The organism is Flavobacterium plurextorum, from assembly GCF_002217395.1.
In the GTDB taxonomy this organism is placed as follows: domain Bacteria; phylum Bacteroidota; class Bacteroidia; order Flavobacteriales; family Flavobacteriaceae; genus Flavobacterium; species Flavobacterium plurextorum.
The window spans coordinates 1-21,525 of record NZ_MUHD01000049.1 but is presented as its reverse complement, the minus strand read 5'-3'; the positions used below and the strand labels follow the sequence as shown (position 1 = coordinate 21,525).

Annotated in this window: 20 protein-coding genes; 2 read left to right on the top strand and 18 right to left on the bottom strand. The window is 31.0% G+C overall.

The window, feature by feature from the left end; translation table 11 throughout:
• Positions 1 to 143: 143 nt before the first annotated feature.
• Positions 144 to 869: a DUF4198 domain-containing protein gene (locus tag B0A81_RS20775; RefSeq protein ID WP_089059785.1), complete on the bottom strand. Its 726-nt coding sequence runs from the start codon at positions 867 to 869 to the stop codon at positions 144 to 146.
• A gap of 325 nt (positions 870 to 1,194) precedes the next feature.
• On the opposite strand from B0A81_RS20775, the gene B0A81_RS20770 reads away from it, so the two are divergent.
• A complete protein-coding gene (locus B0A81_RS20770; RefSeq protein WP_089059784.1) occupies positions 1,195 to 2,355 on the top strand; it encodes an MFS transporter in 1,161 nt (386 codons plus the stop codon).
• Positions 2,356 to 2,572: 217 nt separating this feature from the next.
• On the opposite strand, the gene B0A81_RS20765 is transcribed toward B0A81_RS20770, so the two are convergent.
• From B0A81_RS20765 to B0A81_RS20720, 10 genes are all read right to left on the bottom strand, one after another.
• Positions 2,573 to 3,622 (bottom strand): tetratricopeptide repeat protein, encoded by a 1,050-nt coding sequence (locus tag B0A81_RS20765; RefSeq protein WP_123922216.1) that lies wholly within the window; start codon positions 3,620 to 3,622, stop codon positions 2,573 to 2,575.
• Positions 3,623 to 3,660: 38 nt separating this feature from the next.
• The gene (locus B0A81_RS20760; RefSeq protein WP_089059782.1) at positions 3,661 to 4,137 is read right to left on the bottom strand and encodes a DUF6265 family protein; all 477 of its coding nucleotides are present in this window, start codon (positions 4,135 to 4,137) and stop codon (positions 3,661 to 3,663) included.
• A gap of 662 nt (positions 4,138 to 4,799) precedes the next feature.
• The gene (locus tag B0A81_RS20755; protein WP_089059781.1) at positions 4,800 to 7,103 is read right to left on the bottom strand and encodes a type IA DNA topoisomerase; all 2,304 of its coding nucleotides are present in this window, start codon (positions 7,101 to 7,103) and stop codon (positions 4,800 to 4,802) included.
• 324 nt (positions 7,104 to 7,427) lie between these two features.
• Positions 7,428 to 8,597 carry an FAD-dependent oxidoreductase gene (locus B0A81_RS20750; RefSeq protein WP_089059780.1) on the bottom strand — a complete coding sequence of 390 codons (1,170 nt, stop codon included), beginning with the start codon at positions 8,595 to 8,597 and terminating at the stop codon, positions 7,428 to 7,430.
• Between the two features lie 30 nt (positions 8,598 to 8,627).
• Positions 8,628 to 9,383 carry a helix-turn-helix domain-containing protein gene (locus B0A81_RS20745; RefSeq protein WP_089059779.1) on the bottom strand — a complete coding sequence of 252 codons (756 nt, stop codon included), beginning with the start codon at positions 9,381 to 9,383 and terminating at the stop codon, positions 8,628 to 8,630.
• Between the two features lie 242 nt (positions 9,384 to 9,625).
• Positions 9,626 to 10,072, bottom strand: a complete 447-nt coding sequence (locus B0A81_RS20740; protein WP_089059778.1) for a hypothetical protein — start codon at positions 10,070 to 10,072, stop codon at positions 9,626 to 9,628.
• A 61-nt stretch (positions 10,073 to 10,133) separates the two neighbouring features.
• Positions 10,134 to 11,213 (bottom strand): acyltransferase family protein, encoded by a 1,080-nt coding sequence (locus B0A81_RS20735; protein WP_089059777.1) that lies wholly within the window; start codon positions 11,211 to 11,213, stop codon positions 10,134 to 10,136.
• 94 nt (positions 11,214 to 11,307) lie between these two features.
• Entirely contained in the window at positions 11,308 to 11,685 is a 378-nt protein-coding gene (locus B0A81_RS20730) for a VOC family protein (protein WP_089059776.1), read from the bottom strand.
• 160 nt (positions 11,686 to 11,845) lie between these two features.
• Positions 11,846 to 12,277, bottom strand: a complete 432-nt coding sequence (locus B0A81_RS20725; RefSeq protein WP_089059775.1) for a hypothetical protein — start codon at positions 12,275 to 12,277, stop codon at positions 11,846 to 11,848.
• A 150-nt stretch (positions 12,278 to 12,427) separates the two neighbouring features.
• The gene (locus B0A81_RS20720; protein WP_089059774.1) at positions 12,428 to 13,078 is read right to left on the bottom strand and encodes a hypothetical protein; all 651 of its coding nucleotides are present in this window, start codon (positions 13,076 to 13,078) and stop codon (positions 12,428 to 12,430) included.
• Positions 13,079 to 13,817: 739 nt separating this feature from the next.
• Between B0A81_RS20720 and B0A81_RS20715 the strand changes: the two genes are divergently transcribed.
• Complete coding sequence (locus B0A81_RS20715; protein ID WP_089059773.1) at positions 13,818 to 14,156, top strand: hypothetical protein; 339 nt, start codon at positions 13,818 to 13,820, stop codon at positions 14,154 to 14,156.
• A gap of 229 nt (positions 14,157 to 14,385) precedes the next feature.
• On the opposite strand, the gene B0A81_RS20710 is transcribed toward B0A81_RS20715, so the two are convergent.
• From B0A81_RS20710 to B0A81_RS20675, 7 genes are all read right to left on the bottom strand, one after another.
• Positions 14,386 to 14,820, bottom strand: a complete 435-nt coding sequence (locus B0A81_RS20710; RefSeq protein ID WP_089059772.1) for a hypothetical protein — start codon at positions 14,818 to 14,820, stop codon at positions 14,386 to 14,388.
• An 81-nt stretch (positions 14,821 to 14,901) separates the two neighbouring features.
• Entirely contained in the window at positions 14,902 to 15,270 is a 369-nt protein-coding gene (locus B0A81_RS20705) for a hypothetical protein (RefSeq protein ID WP_089059771.1), read from the bottom strand.
• A 154-nt stretch (positions 15,271 to 15,424) separates the two neighbouring features.
• The gene (locus B0A81_RS20700) at positions 15,425 to 15,976 is read right to left on the bottom strand and encodes a hypothetical protein (RefSeq protein ID WP_123922215.1); all 552 of its coding nucleotides are present in this window, start codon (positions 15,974 to 15,976) and stop codon (positions 15,425 to 15,427) included.
• A gap of 659 nt (positions 15,977 to 16,635) precedes the next feature.
• On the bottom strand, positions 16,636 to 17,610 hold the full coding sequence (locus B0A81_RS20690) for a hypothetical protein (protein WP_089059768.1): 975 nt from the start codon (positions 17,608 to 17,610) through the stop codon (positions 16,636 to 16,638).
• Positions 17,611 to 18,450: 840 nt separating this feature from the next.
• Entirely contained in the window at positions 18,451 to 19,131 is a 681-nt protein-coding gene (locus tag B0A81_RS20685; RefSeq protein ID WP_089059767.1) for a hypothetical protein, read from the bottom strand.
• Entirely contained in the window at positions 19,118 to 19,708 is a 591-nt protein-coding gene (locus B0A81_RS20680) for a hypothetical protein (protein WP_089059766.1), read from the bottom strand. Before B0A81_RS20680 ends, B0A81_RS20685 begins: the two co-directional genes overlap by 14 nt.
• Positions 19,709 to 20,013: 305 nt before the next feature.
• A complete protein-coding gene (locus tag B0A81_RS20675) occupies positions 20,014 to 21,288 on the bottom strand; it encodes a HEPN domain-containing protein (protein ID WP_089059765.1) in 1,275 nt (424 codons plus the stop codon).
• Positions 21,289 to 21,525 lie beyond the last annotated feature (237 nt).

Below are 21,525 nucleotides of genomic sequence, written 5' to 3'. Positions count from 1 at the left end.
TTTAATGTTGATTTAATTTTATTATAAGGTTGTTTTAATGTTATTTTAATGTTGACGGTTTAACACTAAAAAAAACCTTGCTCAAAAGAACAAGGTTTCATGAAGATAAACTTCGTGATTTGATCTAAAAAAAAGATTGAAAATTATTTAACCGTGATTAAGTAAGTAGCCATTTTCCAGATTTCATCGTATTTTTTGCCATTGTGTTCACCAGCAGCTTTTTCAGTATAAGCAAATTCTACCATATAATTTCCAGACCAGATTGGCGTAAACGAAAACTCGCCTTTATCATTTGTCCATAATTCTTTTTCCCAGCCATTTGGAGCGATAACTTTTATTTTTTGCTCCTTTGCAACTGTACCATCATATAAAGCCACACCATTTATTTTTGCATCTTTTTTTGTACTGTCGGCATTTTCACTAAATACGCTGATTACATTTTTGTTGGCAGAAGCAGAATTTCCAGCAGTTTTATTTCCAACAACAACAGTTGCGCTTGAGTTGTAATCAAGAACCATAGTTCCGTAAACATCTTTTACCTTATGATGCATTACAACCGTGTAAACTCCGTCTTCATCAGGAGTAAAAAAAGTTTGATATTTATTGTCTAAAGCTTTTGCAGTAAGTTTTGTTTCTTTTTTTGAAGGAGAAACCAATATTAAGCTAAAATCTTTTAAATCAGAAAACCATTTGTCCGCTTTTGTAATGTCATTATCTGAAAATTCTCCAAAGTAAACCGAGATTTCTTGCGCTTTGCCTTTTGTTCCAGCAGCTTTAGTTTCAATCCAAAGAGCGTGAGCAAAAAGTTGAGGAGCGGCAAAGAATGCTAAAAATAAAAATGTTATTGTTTTTAAAGTATTTGATTTCATATGATCAAGATTAATTTGTTAAGTATGATAATGGTACAAACTTAAAGTTTATTTAGAACAATTAAAAATAAAAACAAAAATCTTTAAAGCTAATTCTTATTCGGCTTGTTTAAACCTTGGTTTTACTTGGTGTTTGTAAATGAAACACATTTAAGTATTTTTTGTTTTTTATGTATTTAAAGTCATTATTTATTATTAAAATGAAAAGTTGCTGTTATATTTTTGAAGGTAAAACAGTTGAATTGGTATTTTGTAAATAGAAAAAGCAAAAAGGGTCGCAGTTCCTTTTAAAAAGCCCTAATTTTGCGATCTGAAAAAAGCCTTCATGATTTTACCATTCTTTAAAAAAATTCAAAATACACCTAGAGGATATCGTATAGCCAATACTGTATTTTTTTTCCTTTCAGGTTTTGGATATTCTTCTTGGGTTTCTAGAATTCCGCATATACAAGCACAATTACATTTATCTGAAGCCGAATTTGGAGCAGTTTTATTCGCATTTCCAATTGGATTAATGCTGACAATGCCTTTTACAGGAAGATTGCTCAATAAATACAGCAGTCGATACATTATGCTTTTGGGAGCAATCATGTTCAATATTGTATTGTCACTTCCAGGATTGGTTGCGTTTGTCTGGCAGCTGGTTTTTGTACTTTTAATTTTTGGAGCTTCGCGTAATATTTTTAATTTATCCATAAATGCACAATCTCTTGAGGTTCAAAAATTATATCCCAAATCGATCATAACTCGTTTTCATGCCGTTTGGAGTATTGCCGTTTTTACAGGTGCAGGTTTAGGTTATGTTATGGTAACGCAGCAAATTGCACCATCGCATCATTTATTAGGAGTAAGCGTTTTTATGATGGCGCTGACAGCTTGTTTTTATCCAATGAGTATTCATAATGAACCCGTTCCAGTAAAAAAGAAGTTCTTTTCGATGCCCGAAAAAAATCTGGTAAAATTTGCCTTGATTTGCTTTGTTTCAATGGCCTGCGAAAATACAATGTACGATTGGAGCGGAATTTATTTCGAAAACATACTAAAAGCTTCGCCAAAGTTAACCAGTGCAGCATTTGTCTTTTTTGCAACAGCCGTAACTTTAGGACGCTTGTTTGGTGATTATGGTGTAATGAAATTTGGTACCAAACGAATTCTATTTTACAGCGGCGTTTTAATCACAGTAGGATTTGGAATCTGCTTTATTCTGCCGTACGCTTATCCAACTATTTTTGGTTATGTTTTAATTGGTTTTGGAGTGTCTTGTGTAGTTCCGCTTGTGTTTAGTATTGCTGGAAGATCATCAACATTAAGCAGCGGTTCAGCTTTAACTTCTATATCTACAATTGGTTATCTCGGATTTTTATTAGTGCCGCCAATGGTTGGTTTTATCTCCGAATATCTTAGTATGAAATGGGCCTTTTTAGTAATGGCACTTTTAGGAATACTTATGATTTTTATGGTCAATAAGATAGGGGAGAACGAATAGATTTTTTTTGAAGGTTATTGTTATTTGGCAATAAATTGTTGATTGATTGATTTTTTTGGTATGTATATTGCTTATAATCTTTGCTTAAACTGAATTTCAGTTCTAAAAATCCGTAGACCTTTTTAAGTAAAATTATGAACGAAAGAATTATGTTATAGCAAAAATTTGTATTTAAAATATCTTTAAAATGAGATAAAAGGTTTAGTAGAATCTTGTTTTAATTAAGATTACAATTATTTGAATACAGTTGTTTACCATTTACTTGACCTAAATCAGATATTTCTTTCCAAGTTTTGCAAGCATTATTTTGATCTCCAGATTCAAAATAGACTGTTGCTTTATTATATAAGGCATCTAAATTTTTTGGATCTAGTTTATAAGATTCCGAGAAACATTGTATAGCATATAAAAAATCTTTTTTTTCATAAGCTTTTAGTGCTTTATTGAAAAAATCTACAGATTTTCTGTTGTTTTCTAAATTGTCTCCGTAAGCAATTTCAAATTCATGAATATCATTTGTAAAGAAAATTACTTTTATTCCCCAATAGCGCTTTGTTATTTCACTATCTAAGATAAATGGTAATTGTACAGAATCATATTCTTCAAAATTCTTTAGATTCCATTTGTCTATGGAATTGTCTATAACAGTTTTTATTATTTTGATTCTTATTGAATCCGCTTTAGTGGAATAATTTATAATTGTTTTGATTTTTCTCTTTTTTGGGAAAATAGTTAAGTTTCCGGCAATTCTAAAATTGGAATAATTATTTTTAAAGGCCTTATTTAAATCTAATTCTATAGTTGAAGAAGTTTTAGGTGTGAATTCTTTAGATGCTATAATATTTTTTTTGTTGATATTTTTTTGTTGATATTTTGAAAGAAGAATTTCGTCTTTTACGAAGAAAAATCTTTTTATTTTATCATCTGATAAGTTTTCGATATGTTGATACATAACTAAAGTGTCGTTGCTGAGTCTTTCTATTACGTATTTTGAATATTGAGATGTTATAAGTTCGTTGTTTCTTAATTTAAAATCTAAGCAACTTTGATTAGTTTTATGTATTGGATTTGAATTTAGACATAGTGTGTTTCTATTTATCGTGTATTCTAAAAAAGTAGAATCTTTTGTAAATCGATCGAAAAGCTTACTTCCATCTTTCATTTCAATTTTATACTTAATCCATTTTCCACTTAAGTCTGAAATATTAATTTGTGCAAAAGTAAAACTGGTAAAAAAAAAGATTGATAAAAAAAGGGTTCTTTTCATTTTTGAATTTACAAACATTATTAATTGAAAAAGTTATGCTACTTCTTCGTCATTACAAACTTCTCTGAACTTGGTTTTCCATTCAAATTTCCAGAGATTTCAGCGGTTATAGTATTATCTGCGCTTTTGGTATAAGTGATTTTTTGAGGATAATCGTGTTTAGCGTTTTCAAAAACCAATTGTTTGTCAGACTCTAAAGTTGATGCAAAAGAAACTGGTTTGTCATCATTTTGCCCTTTTACAGTTGCTTTATACGTTAAAGTTTCTCCAAGTTGTGCCAAAATAATAGATTCAAAATGGATAGTGTCTTTACCTTTTATAAAATAAGAGGAAGCGCTGAAAGTACTATCGTTTAATTTTTGCCAGTTTTCAGTAAGAACACCGTCAGTCGATTTGTTTTCCCAGTTGCCAATAAGCCAGTCGGCAATTTTGATTTTATCCTTTTCTACAGATTCCTTTTTTTGACAAGAAACAGCTGTTATAACAAGTGCTAAAAGAGTAATTTTCTGAAACATATTTATGAGTTTTGATTGCACTAAAGTATGAAAAAAATTGATGCCACGAATTACACGAATTTTCACGAATTAAATTTTGAAAAATTGGAAATGTTTTGCCACTGATTAAAGGGATTAAAATGATTTTGTTTCATGCAGATTCTACAGATTTAATTTTGATTCTGTGTTAAATAATCTTCGATTATCTGCTTAAATCTTTTTAAATCTGCGTAAAAATCAATTCGTTAAAATTAGTGTAATTCGTGGCAACACACACACACACACAAAGTAAAGAATCCATTTTCCTAAGAGTTAAATTTTGAAAAAATGAAAATGCTTTTTGCACTTCAAACTGTTTTATTTAAACACATAGAAACATAGATTTTATAGCTGAGAAAGAATGTAAAAAGAAACACGTTTCTTTCACATAGAGATACTTTGTGCATTTTTACTAAGTGAAACGCCTTTTTTAAGAAACTAGAGCCTATGTTCCTATGTGTTAAACAAGACTACACGCAACATCTTAGATTTTGTATCATGCAGAATCAAAATTAAATCTGCCTAAATCTGCATAATCTGCGCGAGACAAAATCTTTTTAAATCTGCGTAAAATTTAATTCGTGGCAACAAACACACAAAGTAAAGAATCATTCAAATCCTATTAATCAGTGGCAAGAAAAAAACTAAACGCTTTCCTGTAAAATAGAATAAACCAATTCTTTAGTAGGTTTTTGATCTTTTAGTTTGGCGCGAACTTCATCAAAAGTCACTTTAAAATCACAACCCGATTTATATTCAGCGCAGCCGTAAGCCGTTTTTCCCTTTAAGATTGTTCCTTTTTTACATTTCGGACAGGTTAAAGAATCAGATGATTCATTTGTTGTCTGTTTAGCTTGAGTTTTCTTAGGTTCTAGTTTTAGTTTGAAATTTTCTTCAAAACGAATCAAACCTTCAACAGTTCCAGAATCTGTTTTAAAGCCTTTTATATTTACGGTTGAACCTTTTTGAAGCAGTCGCAAGTATTGACTTTCGGTAATCTTTTTATCCGCAAAAACATTAGGCAGGACAAAATCGCAGCCAGATTTATACTCGCTGCATCCAAAAGCTGATTTTCCTTTTATGAAATTTCCTTTTTTACATTTCGGACAGGTTTCAGACAAAATACCTGCGGCTTTCTTTTTTTCTGCTTTAACAACAGGTTTCTGGATTGTTGCAGCATGCGAAATATTGGCATGTTTGGTTTCGCTTCGTACTTCATAGACTAAAGCTTCAACCATGCGTTTCATGTTTTTTATAAAAGCTGCGGCGGTAAAACTGCCTTTTTCAATGTCTTTTAGCTGTTTTTCCCAAGAACCAGTAAGTTCTGCCGATTTTATCAGTTCATTCTGAATTGTATCAATCAACTGAATTCCTGTTATGGTTGGTAAAACTTGTTTTTTATTTCGAACAATATATTGACGTTTAAAAAGCGTTTCGATAATATTCGCTCGTGTTGACGGACGACCAATACCGTTTTCTTTCATCAATTCGCGCAAATCTTCATCGTCAACTTGTTTTCCTGCTGTTTCCATGGCGCGCAGTAAAGTAGCTTCGGTAAAATGATTGGGCGGTTTGGTTTCTTTTTGCAGAAACGAAGGTTCGTGCGGACCTTTTTCTCCCACAACAAAACTTGGCAGTAAATCGGCTTCTTTTTCTTTTGCGTTTGGATCTTCAAAAACAACTCGAAATCCTTTTTTTAAGATTTCTTTCCCTGTTGCTTTAAAAGTTACATCAGCAGCTTTTCCTATAACTGTAGTATTTGCAACTAAACAATCATCATAGAAAACGGCAATAAAACGCTTTGTAATAATATCATAAACTTGCTGCTGATTGTATTGCAGATTAATTTCTATTCCGGTTGGAATAATAGCGTGGTGATCTGTTACTTTTTTATCGTTGAAAACCTTAGGTGATTTCTTTATTTTTTTGCCTAAAAGCGGTTGTGTCAATTCTGCGTAATGCGTTAATTTTTGCAAAATCCCGGTTACTTTCGGATAAATATCTCCAGGCAGAAAAGTCGTATCAACTCTTGGATATGTAATGGCTTTTTGTTCGTATAAAGACTGCGCAATTTTAAGCGTTTCTTCTGCCGAAAATCCAAATTTTTGATTGCAGTACACTTGTAAACCAGTCAAATCAAAAAGTTTTGGTGCATATTCGTTTCCGTTCTTTTTGTCAACAGAAACAATTTCGAAATCACTTTCTTTGACTTTCTCAGCTAGAATTTCACCATCTTCTTTTTTCAGAAAACGACCTTCTTCATAACTAAAAAGAGTTTCTCTATATAAAGTCTGTAATTCCCAATATGGCTGAGGTTTAAAGTTTTCGATTTCTTTAAATCGATCTACAACCATTGCTAATGTTGGCGTTTGCACGCGTCCAATAGACAAAACTTGTTTGTAACCGCCATGTTTTACAGTATACAAACGAGTGGCATTCATACCAAGCAGCCAATCGCCAATTGCTCTTGAAAATCCGGCGTAGAATAAATTATCATAGTTTTCAGAAGGTTTTAAGTTGTCAAAACCCTCTTTTATCGCTTCGGTAGTAAGAGATGAAATCCATAGACGTTGTATTTCGCCTTTGTAATTTGCTTCGTTCATTACCCAGCGCTGAATTAATTCTCCTTCTTGCCCGGCATCCCCGCAGTTTATAACCAATTCGGCTTTGTCAAAAAGGCTTTTTATAATTTTAAACTGCTTTTGGATTCCTGAATTCTGAACTACTTTGGTTTCAAATTTCTCAGGAAGCATTGGTAGATTGTTCAAATCCCAGCTTTTCCAGTGCGGTTTATAATCGTTAGGTTCTTTTAAGGTACATAAATGTCCAAAAGTATAGGTCACAGCATAACCATTGCCTTCGTAATACCCATCGTGTTTGGTATTGGCACCCAAAACGGATGCGATTTCACGTGCTACACTTGGTTTCTCAGCAATACAGACCTTCATTTTTCTCCTTCTTATTTGAAGGCGCAAATTAAGAATTTTTTATAAGAAAGGCGCAAAGGTTCTTAGGAACAAAGGAACAAAGTTTTTTTTAATCACGTATTGGTACTTTTTTTTATTTCATTTTATGTCATCTCGACGAAGGAGAGATCACACAAGGAACTCCACAATCTAAATCGACAATTTTTGTCAAATCCCGAGTATGATTCCTTGTTCCTCGGAATTGACAAGATTATTGGCAATAGTAGAATTTAAAACGGTTAGATCCAGAAAAAATACAAGAGAATTAAGAGTTCCAACATTTTAGTATCTCAGAACCTTAAGGCTTTAATCCCTTAGTTCCTCAGAAAAAAAATCCAACATCATTTTCAAGGCATTTTCCGAATGCATTTTATCACCATTTTCAAGAGATTCTTGTGCCGCTTTAGAAGCTCTTTCACGCATATTCAATTCATAAAACGAAATAGCCTCTTGCAGTGTATTGTATTTATTAGAAGTTAAACATTCCCTTAATTCCAAAGCATCAAGCATCGCCATATTGGCGCCTTCGCCTGCAAAAGGCGGCATTACATGAGCAGCATCACCAATAATTGTGGCATTTGGCAAAGCTTCCCAAGTTTGATTTAAAGGCATACAATAAATTGGTCTTGAAATAAATGGCGTTGTGACATTTTCGAATAATTCGTACCAAATCGTACTCCATTCTGGATATTCATTTTTGAACCAATTTAGTATTTGTGTTTTATCATAATAATCTAAACCACTGTCAGCAGTCCAGTTTTCATTTGCTCTAAAGCTGGCATAAAAGCCAAGATCGCCGCCGCCTTTTTGCCCAAGCAATATATTTTTGTTATTGCCAAAAGCCATAATTTTACCGCCTTTGCATAATGAATCAATGTTAGGAACTGCTTTTTGAGAATCATAAACATTGCCTTCAAGCATGGTTATGCCCGAGTAAATGGCTTTGATATTTGTAATATAAGGACGTATTTTAGAGTTTGCTCCATCAGAACCTATAACAACATCTGCGTAAGCAGACGAACCATTTTTAAAATGCAGCTGCCAGCCGTTATTCTGTTTTTCCATCGAATCAAAATGACTGTTCCAAATTACCGTTTCGGGTTGTAAAGACTCGAGCAATATTTTTCGTAAAGTACCGCGATCAATTTCAGGACGAAAATATTCATTGTCAAAATCTTCCTCACGATTGGTATCATGGTCACTAAAAAATATAGCAGCCTGCTCGTTTACGATAAGAGTTTTATCGGCACCAGGAAGAAAATTGGTTTTAAATTCTTCAAACAAATCAGCCTTTCGAATTGCAGCAAGTCCAGAATCATTATGTAAATCGAGCAGCGAACCTTGTACTCTTGCATTTTTGTTCAAATCTCTTTCATAAACCTTTACATTCACGTTTTGCAGTTGTAAAAGTCTTGCCAATGTCAATCCGCCGGGACCGCCGCCAATAATGGCAACTTGTTTATTTTGTAATAACATCTCGTATAGTTTTAGTAATACGAGGCAAAATTATTGTTGTTTCAAGACAGATAATAGTATAAATCGGTCATCTTTATTTTTTAAGAGTTCGCTGGGAACAACGCCAGAGAATTTTTTAATTTCTTTGATAAAATGAGTTTGATCGGTAAAGTTTAATTCGGGAAATAGTCTGCCTTTTGCAATATGCTGTAAAGAAGCTTTGAAACGTAGAATTTTGCAAAAAGCATTCAAAGAAAGCCCAAATTGCTTATTAAAATAGCGGTTTATTTCTCGGCTGCTCCAAGCTATTTTTTCCGAAAGCTCTTTCACTTTTATTTCACCATTTGCAGCATATATAAGTTCAAAAATTCGACGTTTTCTTTCGTCTATTGTTTTTGGTAAAAGGTTCTTTAACTGCGCTGTTATTTTTTGCTGAAAAGCTTCAAAATCTTTCAAATCATCAGAAGTAATATTCCAGAAATCTGTGGGCAGATTTTTTGCACTGTTTAGAATATCAGCAATTGAAGTCTGCAAAAGATATTCAACACCAAGCGGTTTAAAACTCACTTTAAACGCAATTGTGTGCGACGGAATAACTCTTTCTTCGGGTATTGTTTCTAAGCCAATTAATACAATCTGAAAAGGCGCTTGATCGGATTGCAGAAAAAACAAATCGACTCTTCCGTCTGGCATTAAAACGACTTCTTTTGCTTTATCTGACGGATTGCAGAACATACCAATGTTTTCTACAAAGTCAGCAAGCGGCTCTTCTGGCAAAAGAAAATTATAATAGAAGTCGTTACTCATACCAAATAAGTGTTTTACCACGAAAATACAAAACTACTTAACTTAGCTGTTGTTTATAGTTGTTTTTTAACACATAGTCCCGATAGCTATCGGGATAGATTTTAGGTGTGAAAAAGAAGGCGAAAGAGAAAAATATTTCTTTCACATAGTAAGTTATGTATAAAAACAAATAATTAAAATGTGTTTTTATGAGATTAAAATTGATGCAGGAATTATTGTTTAGCAGATTTTTATTTGGATAATTAATTCAGCACATGAGATCTAATAGAAGCAATGATTTCTTGGTAATTCTCAAAAGAATCTGGGCTGATTAATATTTTTTTTCCGTCTTTGAGAATCACTATGCTTTCAAAATAACCTGAAGTTATTTGACCTGCTTTTCCAGACATTCCTTGAACCCGCATAGTATCTAGATTTGCTACTAATGGATAAGGAATAAAGTTTACTTTTTTTGAGACAAAATTTATTTTTGTTATACCTTCTTCTGAAACAATAATTTCATTAATTGTTCGAAGATTAATAACTTGAAAAAAGATACTAACAGTGAAAAATAGAAAAAATAATATAATTGTTTCATAAACTCCACTAACGACTTTATCATAGAAAATTAAAAAACAAAAACAAGTAAAGAGAAAAAGGCTGTTTTTTCTAATTAAATATAAGGGCCTAAATTTTGAATGTACTTTCATGTTTTAAGCAAAGAAATTCATAACGATTTATAGAAAATGGATTAAGCAAGTTTCTTTTAAATTAAACTTTCTTTCTTCTATCAGTAAGATATTTTCTAATTGGAGTATCATACAAAACCATAGTCAAATAAGCGAAACCAAGCAAAAGTGCTGTTCCTGCAATTATAATCAAAGTCAGCTCGCCAACTGCGGGTTTGTATTTGGTGTAATAACCTGCAAAAATCCACATTACAGCATAATGCGTCATGTATAAAGGATAAGATATTTTTCCGAAGAAAACGCAAATTTTTCTAAAACCTTCTGTTAATGAAGCTCCAGCGCCTAATGCAATCAACAAAGGAAAATACAGTAAAACTACTAATGGTTCTGTAAGCCAGTTCCAACCAGAAAACGGCATTACAAATGTTAACAGCAATAATACAGATAACCCAATAAATCCAAGTTTTGATTTAATAATCCAGTTTGAACGGTAAATGAGCATTCCTGCTAAAAAAGAAAACGAAATACGAGCGCATCCATCCCAAAAAGTTTCTCCGCTCCATCCGCCCATCAACGAACCTCCCGCGCGATGACTTACAAAACAAATTCCTGCGGCAGCCAAAAGCGTTAGTAAAAAAAGCCATTTACGGCTTAATTTATGAAGGAAAAGCGCGTAAAGAATATTAGCAATATATTCCCAAAATAAAGACCACGCCGGCGCATTTAAACCAAATATATTGAAATAACGATCTGGCATTACAGGAAAAGGAATTAGAAGCATCGAAGTAATAAACAACAAAATTAATTTGCCTGTATCATAAGTTGCCGAATGACCGCTGAAAGGATCGAAAAGAAAGGCAAGAAAACCCAATACAGCACCAAAAACAACTAACGGATGTAATCGTATTAACCTTGATTTAAAAAACTCCTTAATTCCCATTTTGTCAATACGATCGTGATAAGCGTAGGCAATAACAAATCCTGAGAGACAAAAGAAAAAGTCAACGGCCAAAAAACCGTGGGCAATAAAATTTTCGTTTGGCGGATAAACGATTTCCATAAAATGAAAAACTACGATTGCCAAAGCGGCGATTCCTCTTAAGCCGTCTAGGATTTCAAAATGTTGTTTAGTCTTTAAAATTTCGGTATCAGATTTTGTCATGTTAATAGATTCTTTTTTTTCGTGGTTTATAGATTAGATTTTTTAGCGTTTGCTTTTAGTAGTAGTTGTGGTGTATTTAAAATTACTTTTTTATTTATTCGCGATTTGGAGTTTTTTGTAAATTAAAAACTGTCCCTGCAGGATCCATAATCCAATGCATGTTTTTTGGAATTTCCTCAATTTCGTCGCAGGTTTCTACGCCATTTTGTTTTAAATAATCTGTCGCTTTTTCGACATTGGGAACCGTTAATTGAAGCCAAGTTTCAGAATGGGTGTAATTATCTACACAATCCAGCCAAATGACATTATGACCAAATTTAACCGAATGTGTTTTTGTAACGGTCGGATTTGTTATAGCCACTTCTTTTACTTCTAGTTTTAAAATGTCGCGATAAAAAGCTACAGTTTGATCGTATTTTTGCTTCGGAATTTTAATTGCGATATTTATTCCTGCTTCAAAATTTGTTTCCATAATTAAAATAGGTGTTAGAAAGTTACTTGCTAGAACTTGATTTTTTATGAATTTACAATCTCATTCGCAAAGATTGATTTTTTTTGTTAATAAACTAAAAAAAAGCTGCAGAAAATAATTTCCTGCAGCTTTCTTGATAAGCATTTGCTCTTGTATGTTGTTATATCTTAAAAATATCGATTCTTTTCATCCACGGAATTTGCGAATCTAAAAATTGAAGTTTTGTTTTAACAATTTGGTCTGTTTTATCTCTAGGATTTTTGGTTACAAATCTCGCTTTCGAAGTATTGAAATCTAAAGTGTATTTTTCGTCAAGATCTTCTTTTTTATTGCTAGAAAAGGTAACCATATTGTCTTTTGCGCTCCATTTTCCTTTTCCGTATTTGTTAGATTCCGGCGAAGCTGCGCCTTTTATTTTGGAATAGGAATGAAACTCAAAAGTTCCGTCGGGATTTAAGCTCAGTTTGTATTCAATTATATGTTGTTTCCCTTCATCCGAAAGTGAACGCGTATAATCACCCGCAAATTGATTGGATTGTGCGAATAAAATCGAGTTGAAAATAAAAAGTAAGATGCTAAGTATTAGTTTCATTGGTTTTGGAAGTTTTAAAAACGAGTTAAAAAGTTTTTTTAAAAGTAATTCGTTTGCAATGAAAAACCTTACGTAAAGCCGTATTTTTTTATAAAATAATATTGTGGCTCATGAAGCAGTTTTTAAATTCAGGAAGTTATGAAGAACAGTTTATTTAAACGATTTGAAAAAATTGTAGCCCAATAAATATCCTAAATTTTCATTTTGATAACTTATATTGGCTGTGTAAACACAATTGTTTATGTAAGAACTGTAAAACTCTTGCGTAAAAATAAGTTGTTCTGTTTTAGGATGATACAAATGAATCAGGATTTTGTAGAAATCGTATTTACCAAGTTTTACATCGCTTTTTGCCATATCAAACTTTATTCCCTTGCCATTGTATGTTTCTTCGAGAAGTTTAGAAACGAAAACTTTGTATTCTTCAAATGTCATTTTCTTTTTGCCGGCTAATGTCTCATACGAAGCACTGAAAATGTTGTATTTATCTTTTTCAAAACTGACCAAAGTAACCACGTCTCGGCTGATATTTTTTCCTTCAGAACTGTTTTCTTTCATGGCTTGATAACCTTTGTCTTCCAGCTCTTTTGTTCTTTCTTTTGACGTTAATGTAAAGTCAGAAGGAATTTCGATTTGCCAGTCGAACAAATTGCATTTATACTTGCCATCTTCTATTTTTCCGTCTTCCTGCGGCGTGATTATTAATTCACTTATTTTCGAAGATTTAATTTGTTCTTGTTGGCAAAAGCCAAAAAAAGGAAGAACAGTAAGGAATAAAAAACTGAAGTATATTTTTTTCATGATGTTTGATGAATGTTTAGTGTATTATTTTTAGAAAAAGGAAGATTGTAAATAGCTGAACAATTAAGTCCCAGCAGGACGATATATTTATAGAATTTTATTATTGCGCATTTATAAAAGCCACAGAGTGGCGACATTTCGCCCTACATAAAAGCATAATTTATGTCGCTCCGCTGGAGCTTTAAAATTTTGGTGTTGTATATTTTGCTATAAATATTGCGCTCTGCTGGAGCTTGAATTTTGCAATTTATAGAAACAGTTTGTAAAGTAGAAATTTGCAGGCTTTATTTTATGAAGCAATTAAGTCCCAGCGGGACGATATATTTATAGGATTTTTTTATTGTACATCTATAAAAGCCACAGCGTGGCGACATTGCTTTTTTTAATGTAAAGAATAAATTATAAATCTTTAATTAAATCGCTTGGATTTATTTTTAAGGATTGAGCAATTTTAAATAAAGTGCCTATTTTCATTTTTTATGTATTTTCTTAAATTTTATATGTCCATTTCGGCATCATGCGCAACTTCTCTTTGTTTTAATTATTTTTCTTCCATATATGTTCTTTTTAGCTTAGAATTAAAGTAATTTAATTATAGCAAATATATAGGTATTTGTTTGAGGTTTTGTGCTGATGAAAAATTTTTGGAATATTCAGTTGTATGCAACCTATTGTATACAATCACTTAAAAATAATCTGTTATTTCTAATTTCGTTTCGATATGAAAAACTAAAAAATTATGGAAGCACAACAATCAGAAGAAACTAATAAATTTTTAGAATTACTGAATAAAGGAAAAGACTTTAGAAAACTAAAACCAGATTCTGACAATAAAAAATCGTTTACTGTACCGCTAAAAGTATCCTGTTATAACGAACTAAATCTAATGGTTTCAGATTTACTAAAAGCAAGTATTGTTTTACTGAATAGTGAAGTTAGAAGTTTGTCCAGCTTTACAGCAAATACAGATATTAATGTAATGACTTTGCTAGAAATTGCATTACAGCTTTTGCCAGAAACAGAAATGGAGTTATTAGATGATTTGCATAAAATTCATTTGGAATCTGATGTGATGTGACAACATTTTTCGCTGCGCAATCTCAAAAGCTTTTGGGACTTACTTTACCCTATTTTATATAGTTTGTTTGAAAACAGAAACAGATCAAAGTCTTTGACTTTACACTGATTTATGTTTATCAAAATAATTATTTTAGAATGATTTGTAAAAGTCGGGAGGCTTTTGTGAGGTTTATGGTTTTTAAGAACAAAAAAATACGCAAAGTCAGAGACGTTTGCGTAGCCTTTTATTAGAACTCTTCATTGAGTTGGGACATATTTTTTAATTCGATTATTTCGCGAATAATGAAGTCATTTTTTGGAACAAATATAATTTCTGTACCAAATTTAGAGTTTTGACTTAATCTTATGTTTAAGACTTTTCCTAATATGTTTTGTTCTTCCACTTTTTTAATATCTGATATGGGAATCGCAATCATTTCTTTTTTGTATTCAATTATCATTTTTCTGTTTTCTTTATCTAGAAAAACATTTCTTAATGGAAATAAAAATTTCCTGGCTGTATATACCATCCCATTAATCACAAATAATATAACAATTACCATAAACCAATTTTTACTTAATATTGTGGTATAAAGCATAAATATTCCTGCGATTATCATCCAGATTGGAAGAATATATTTTTTTAAAAATGTAAATTTTGAACTTAATTGTTTTTTTTTCATTTAAATTTTGTTTTTAGCTGAATCTGGAAGTCAAAGATATTTTCGTGTCGTTTTATGAAACATTCTTCGCAGAGCAGGCGTTTATTTTTCATCAAAATTTAGATTAATTCTCATTTTAGATTTTAATTTAAAAAAGTCTATTTTTTCTAAAGGTCCATAAATTTTATCATATCTTTTATCTATAATAAAATAATTTCTTTTTGAAGAATTTTTAGGTATTTGCAAGGCAATAATATAATTAATATTCGATTTAGCTTTTTTTACATTTGCGCTTATTTTTACATCCTTGAAAACATTTTTATTAAAACTTTTGTAGATAATTGCACCATTAGGATAACCAATATCCATAGCTTCATATTCTGGTAAATAATAATAATCATTACCAAGATTTGTGTTATCCGCACAACTAAAAATTATAAAGAGTAATACCGTAAAATATGTTTTTTTCATTTTAATATTTGAAGTGATATAATGTATTTTATAAACCGTCTTCGCTGAGTAATCCAAACTACGTAATCTCAAAAGCTTTCGGGACTAATTTTACGTTTCATTAGAACTTTTTAAAGGTTGAACGAGGAAATAATTTTACAATTAAAATCAAATTTTAGTTATGTGATTTCTTTTTTAAAAGGAATAGAATTATAAGAAGCGGAATAAAAGAATAATAAAAATACAATCCCAAAACAGCATCAATTTTTTGCGATTTAAGATCTGTTTTATCGTTTAAAAAGACTTCATCATTAAGAGTATTTCTAAGTACTTCGATCGTTTTTACATTTTGATTGTAAGTGTATGCTCCTGTAATCACTGCTGAATTGACGTATGCGCAATCTATTTCTTTTTTTGTTTTAGAATGCAATAAATTACCGCGAATTATGGTATGATCTTTTGAAGTAGATTTTCCCTGACTAGAAGAAACTTCACTCTGAACAAAAGCCGTGTCAACTACAAAAATATCTTTTTTAAGATATTTTTCGGGATTGTATAATGCTTCATAATTTTCAAAAGGTTTTTTGAAACTGCCTGCAATATCCTGATTTATAAAACCATGAACTAATTGAGTAGTAAATACAAGTACAGAAGTTACTAGATGCACTAATAATACGACCTTGATGACTTTATATTTTTTGAAAAACGGATGATTCTTTAGTTTCATTTTGAGACAATTCTGTACGCATATTTACAATTGATTCCGGTTGAAAATAGTACTGACTTTAGAATGTTTTATATCGTTTGTTGTAAATCAGAAACCTTTGCAGAACAAGGGAATCTTGTTTATTCGATTTTGAGTTTGTTGATTCTTTTTCTGAAAAATAAAAACTCTATTGCTGTAAGAAATAGATAAATTATTGAAAAAATGGCAGGCCTTTTTAGAATAGTTACATTGTGTACGGAAATATCGATTAATAAATTAATAAGGATAAAAAGGACGCAAAATGTTGGTATTCCTAAAAATGCTAAAAGTGACCAATAGAAATTATTTCTAATTTTTTCTTTCAAATTTAGAAGAATTGCAAAAGAAGAGATGATCATCGCAATAAAATATACAGCAGAAAAACCTAGATTTATTATGAGATCTAAAATCTGTAGAAGTTTTTCAAAGGAATTTCCCGCGATCACATTTGTTTCTGAAATCACAATTCTGTAAATAAAAAATAATGAAATGCTTATCAGAAAATTAATGATCCAAAACCTGAATATAATTTTTTTTCATTTTTTTTGGCAGCTAGTTTTTTATTATCTGTTGCACAATCCCGAAAGCTTTCGAGACTGACTTTGCGTTTTATGCGTAATTCTTTGCAGAATTGGCGGTTTTTATTCTTCTATTGTGTAATCAAAATTTCCACTTACAGGTATCGTTAAAATTCCGTTTGCTTTCATTTCATTTGTCGATTGTGTATAAATGAAATGGTACCACCAAATAAAAAATTCTTCAAATGATATTTCTTTGTCGTAACCTAATTTAACGTAAATCTGCTTGCTGTAATTTCGTTCGCTTTCTAAAACTTTCAATAAATCGGGTAAATAGATTTTAGCCATTTCATCAAAAATTTGGTTATCAGATTCTGTGATTATATTTTTAGATAATGAACTTTCAAAACCGTCTCTGTTATTTCCATAAATACTGCTGTAATTATTGCCAATTTGATGCGATTGATTGCCATAAATTCCAAAAGATTCTGTTCTAGAATCAGTGTTTTCGCTAATCTTAAAATAGTAATGTTTTCCATTTCTTAAAGGTCTATCATCTTGTTTAAGGAATTCTTTTTCGACATTATTAATTTGCCAAGAGTCTAACAAAACATCACTTAGAATTAGAAATGACCATTTTTCAAAACTCTGGGTTTTAGAAATTGCTGTAGTGTTGAATAGTGATTTTATTTCGGGTAACTTTTTTGTAATAGATTTTGTTATTTTACTCGAAATAGGTTTTGCGTATTTATATAGTAATTCACCATCTTTTGAGTCCGCAATAAAAACAGTTGGTTTGTACTGATTATTAACTTTATGAAGCCAATTTTTAGATTCTAAAAAGGTAATTTTACTTGCCATTTTTTCATCATTAAACTTTGTAAAACTTTGAAAATCTTGGACACTATAACCTTTATGAAGAGCAAATAATAAAAAATCTAAACTATCTTTTTTTATTTTAAAATCGGGAAAATTATCTCCGCTCGAAATCATAGCTCTTTCAATTTTTAATTTGAAAATCTGATCAATTTTATTTTGAGCTTTAACATATTTTCCAAATAAAAGAAAAATTAGGATTAATATCGTTTTGGTATTCATTTTTAAAAATCTGATTTTAGTTGTGTCGCAAAGATTGATATTTTTTTATTTATAAATATATAAAGAGTTGTGTTTTTTGTAGTTTTTTTCTACGTATTAGATCTCATTGTTTTCAGCTAAGATTGCAAATCTGAGCTTTCATATATCAGGGAATATTTTTGTCAATTGATATTTGAATATCATCTTTATATTTATTACGATATTCGATAACAATCAGGACAGAAAACAGCTCACTCGCTGCGCAAATGTCTGTGACTTTGTGCCATTTCATATAGCTTGTTTGAAAACAGAAACATCTTAAAGTCTCTGACTTTAAACTCATTTATGCTTGTGAAAACCATTATTTTAAAATGATTCAGGAAAAGTCAGGAGACTTTTGACAGGTTTATGGTTTTTGAGAGCAAAAAAATACGCAAAGTCAGTCCCGAAAGCTTTCGGGATTGTGTAGCTTTTTATTCATAAAAAAAGTTTTGTTGCATAACGTTAGCGCAGATTTGTAACCGCTGCGCAAATGTCTCTGACTTTGCGCCACTTTGCTGTAATTTTTTTAAAAACATAAACGCCTCAAAGTCTTTGACTTTAGCTAATTCTTTTTTATGAAAATAATAATTTTAGATCGATTGCGGAAAAGTCGAGAGACTTTTGATAGGTTTATAGTTTATAAGAACGTGAAAAAAATTACGCAAAGTCAGAGACATTTGCGTAGCGCTTCGGAAGGAACACTTCTGAGAGCGGGTGCTTTTTGTTTTGATGATTTTTATGATGTCTTACTGTTGCGGGCACGTATTACAAATCCGCGCTAACGAACCGTAGAGATATATCTGCGCGATCTGGGTAACTTCAACTTTCCGAAATAAACTGTATAAACTCTTTGCCTAATTTTGTAGTTCTACTATCTAAAATTGCATCACCAGACATCATTGTTTTTAAACCATTGGTATAATGAAGTCCTGCATTTAGTAAGTCGTTCCACATTAAGTCAACTAACTCTTCTTGTTCTGCTAATGTAGGGAATGTAGATTTTAGAAGAGTAGAGAGACTTCCCATAGTCAAATTAGGTGGTATCAGTTTGTTTTCTTGAAACCAAGCATTTGGGTTGTCAAAAAAAGTTAAAATGGTAATATGCCAAACAGTAAATGAATCTATTAAATTTAAAAATATTTGACTTTTTGTTTTTTCCACTGTTTCATTTAGGGCTACATTTATCACTGCATTCCTTAATGCAATTATTTTCTCCTTTTCATTTGTCTTGATTGCAATACTTGTCGCTTGTATTATTGTGTCTATAAATTGCTCGTTTTGTGAAAGATTTATGAAGTTGACTTGATTGTTTTCTTCTAATGATTTTAATTTTTCAGCAATTTGATCCATCCATTTTTGTCGTCTCTTATCGAGAGGAGGAGTTACCACTAAACCAAATAATTCTGTTGCTGCGGTGCCAAGCATGGGAATACTGCTAAGTCCTATTTTAATTGCAGAATATAAAATATCTTCTTTTGTAGTTTTATTAATTTTTTTCATTTTGTATAGTCTTTAAATTAATTATACTACTGTTTGAAGTTGTTAAAGTTAAATCTTGCCATACATTTGAATTGTTTTTACTTTCGAAAGTACTTTGTTCAATCCATTTTCCCAATTGTTTTACATGAATTGTAAATTTTAAGTCAAATCTGAAAGGTATATGGTGTTGATCTATAGTTGTTTCGGAACGAAAAAGGTATTTTTTTACGGTATTACTTTTTCCACTTACAACAATTGGTAGTATCTCCGTCAATGTGGCATTATCATTAAAAATATCTGTAAATTCTCTTTCTGCAATAAAATTTTCTATAAGAATAGTTTTCCCATTTGCACTAATTGTTACATATAATTTAACATCTTCAAGAGTTTCAGTTTTTCCGCCATTATTTAGAAAAGAAACATTTAGAAAGATAGCGGGTCGTTTTCCATTATTATCTACAATTATGGTGTATAATTTCGAATGTCTTCCTACTGATGTCTTTAGTTTAAAATTGTAGTTGCTATCCCAATAAGTGAAAACTGATATCGTGATTGCAATAAGAGAGAGTATACATGTAATTATGTCGTTGATTTCCATTTTTTATTAAGTTAAAGTTAGTAAGTGATTTACATCGCTGCGCAAATGTCTCTGACTTTGCGTTATTTTATATAGTTTGTTTGAAAACTGAAACGTATTAAACTTCCTGACTTCATATTCATTTATGGTTATAAAAATAATTAGTGAAAAGTCGGGAGACTTTTGATAGGTTTATAATTTATAAGAACGTGAAAAAATTACGCAAAGTCAGAGAGATTTGCGTAGCGCTTCGGAAGGAACACTTCTGAGAGCGGGGACGTTTGCGTAGCGTTTCATTAGCACTCTTCGTGGAGCGGGGACCATATTTATTTCACTAAACGAATTGCTTTTACAGGCCAAGCTGAATTCTCATTTCCGTTTTCAACATCGTAAATTTCAATTTTCCCTTTGTCTTTTAGAACATTAATTTGGGCGTATGTTGGTCCAAATGAATATCCTTTACTGGCTAAAACATTTGTTACGAAAGATTTGAGACCAATAAAAGTTAGGTTTTTATATTTTAAAGAGTCTTCGGCTCTTGTTAATTCTTTAAGCAAATTTTCTTCTGAAATTATTTCAAAATTATTGTCAAGCTTTTCAGGAAGATCTATTTTTCCTACAATTTTTATATTGGTTGGAATTTGATCGTCAATTGGCGGTGTTGTTGTAATATTTGAACTGGAAGTTTTAATCATTGCTTCTTGTTCTTCAACGGAGAATCTAAAATCATCGATCTTGTCTTCAGCCTTTAAAATGATACCTTTAATTTCTGTATGCAAGTTTTGAGCATTTTCTAGATCCGGTTTTATAAATAAGTTATTATGAGCAACTTTATTTCTTAATTGAAATAATTGTTTCCACTTACTATCAAAGCTAAAATCTTTGAAGTGCTGTTTAAAAAAGCGATTGTAATTTCCGTCTAAATCTTGTTTTAGTTTTTGAAGTTCTTCAACAGAACTGATAGATAAGATTTTATCAGTTAGATTTTCAGGTTTATTAAAACCTAATTTATGCTTGTAAATAATCTCTCCTAAATCATTAAAATCAATTAAAGTCATATCTGTTTCAACAATTTTTGAAAACACATTTTCATTATCTTGTCTCATTTTTGTTTTTTCAATTACCTTGTCCGGAACAGCTTGTTTCCACCAATCTAACCCGACTTTTTGCGTAAAAAATTTTGCCAAATATCTCCTTAGAATATTCTCTAATTCATTTATTAAGGGATAAATTTTGTTGGAAATTTCTGTAGAAATATCATCTGTTAGAATCCGGATGTGTTCAAATCTCAATCTACTTTTTAAGTGAACGACTAAGGGATATCTGAACTTTTCAAGTTTATCAAAATCATTTGATTCAAGTTTTAAAATAAATGCAGATTCATAAAGATTGTAAAGGACGGAACTTGTATCAACAGGTTTTATTTTTAAAGTTAAATTTTTATCTTTAATAAATTTTTTATCTTTCTCATCTATTTCTTCGGGATTTTCCCATAATTTCTCGGTTGAAAGTAAACCATACAACAGACTTTTTGGAGATTGAATTTCACTATTGCCACTTGGGTCTATTATTAATAATTCAAATGTGTATTCTTTTTTCATATTGTATGTTGATTATATTTTGGTTCGTTTATTTGTATTGTGTCCACTTAATATGTGTATAATAAAGTTTTTATAATCTACTTAAAATTGAAAAGACACGAATATTTCTCTAGTTTTTTATTATTTCAAATGAATGAATTAAGCGTGAAAAACGATTATAAAATAATCATTATAAACATAACTATATTAAACTTCTGAAATTTGCAGGAAACCGTAAAACATCTCTTTAATTCAATT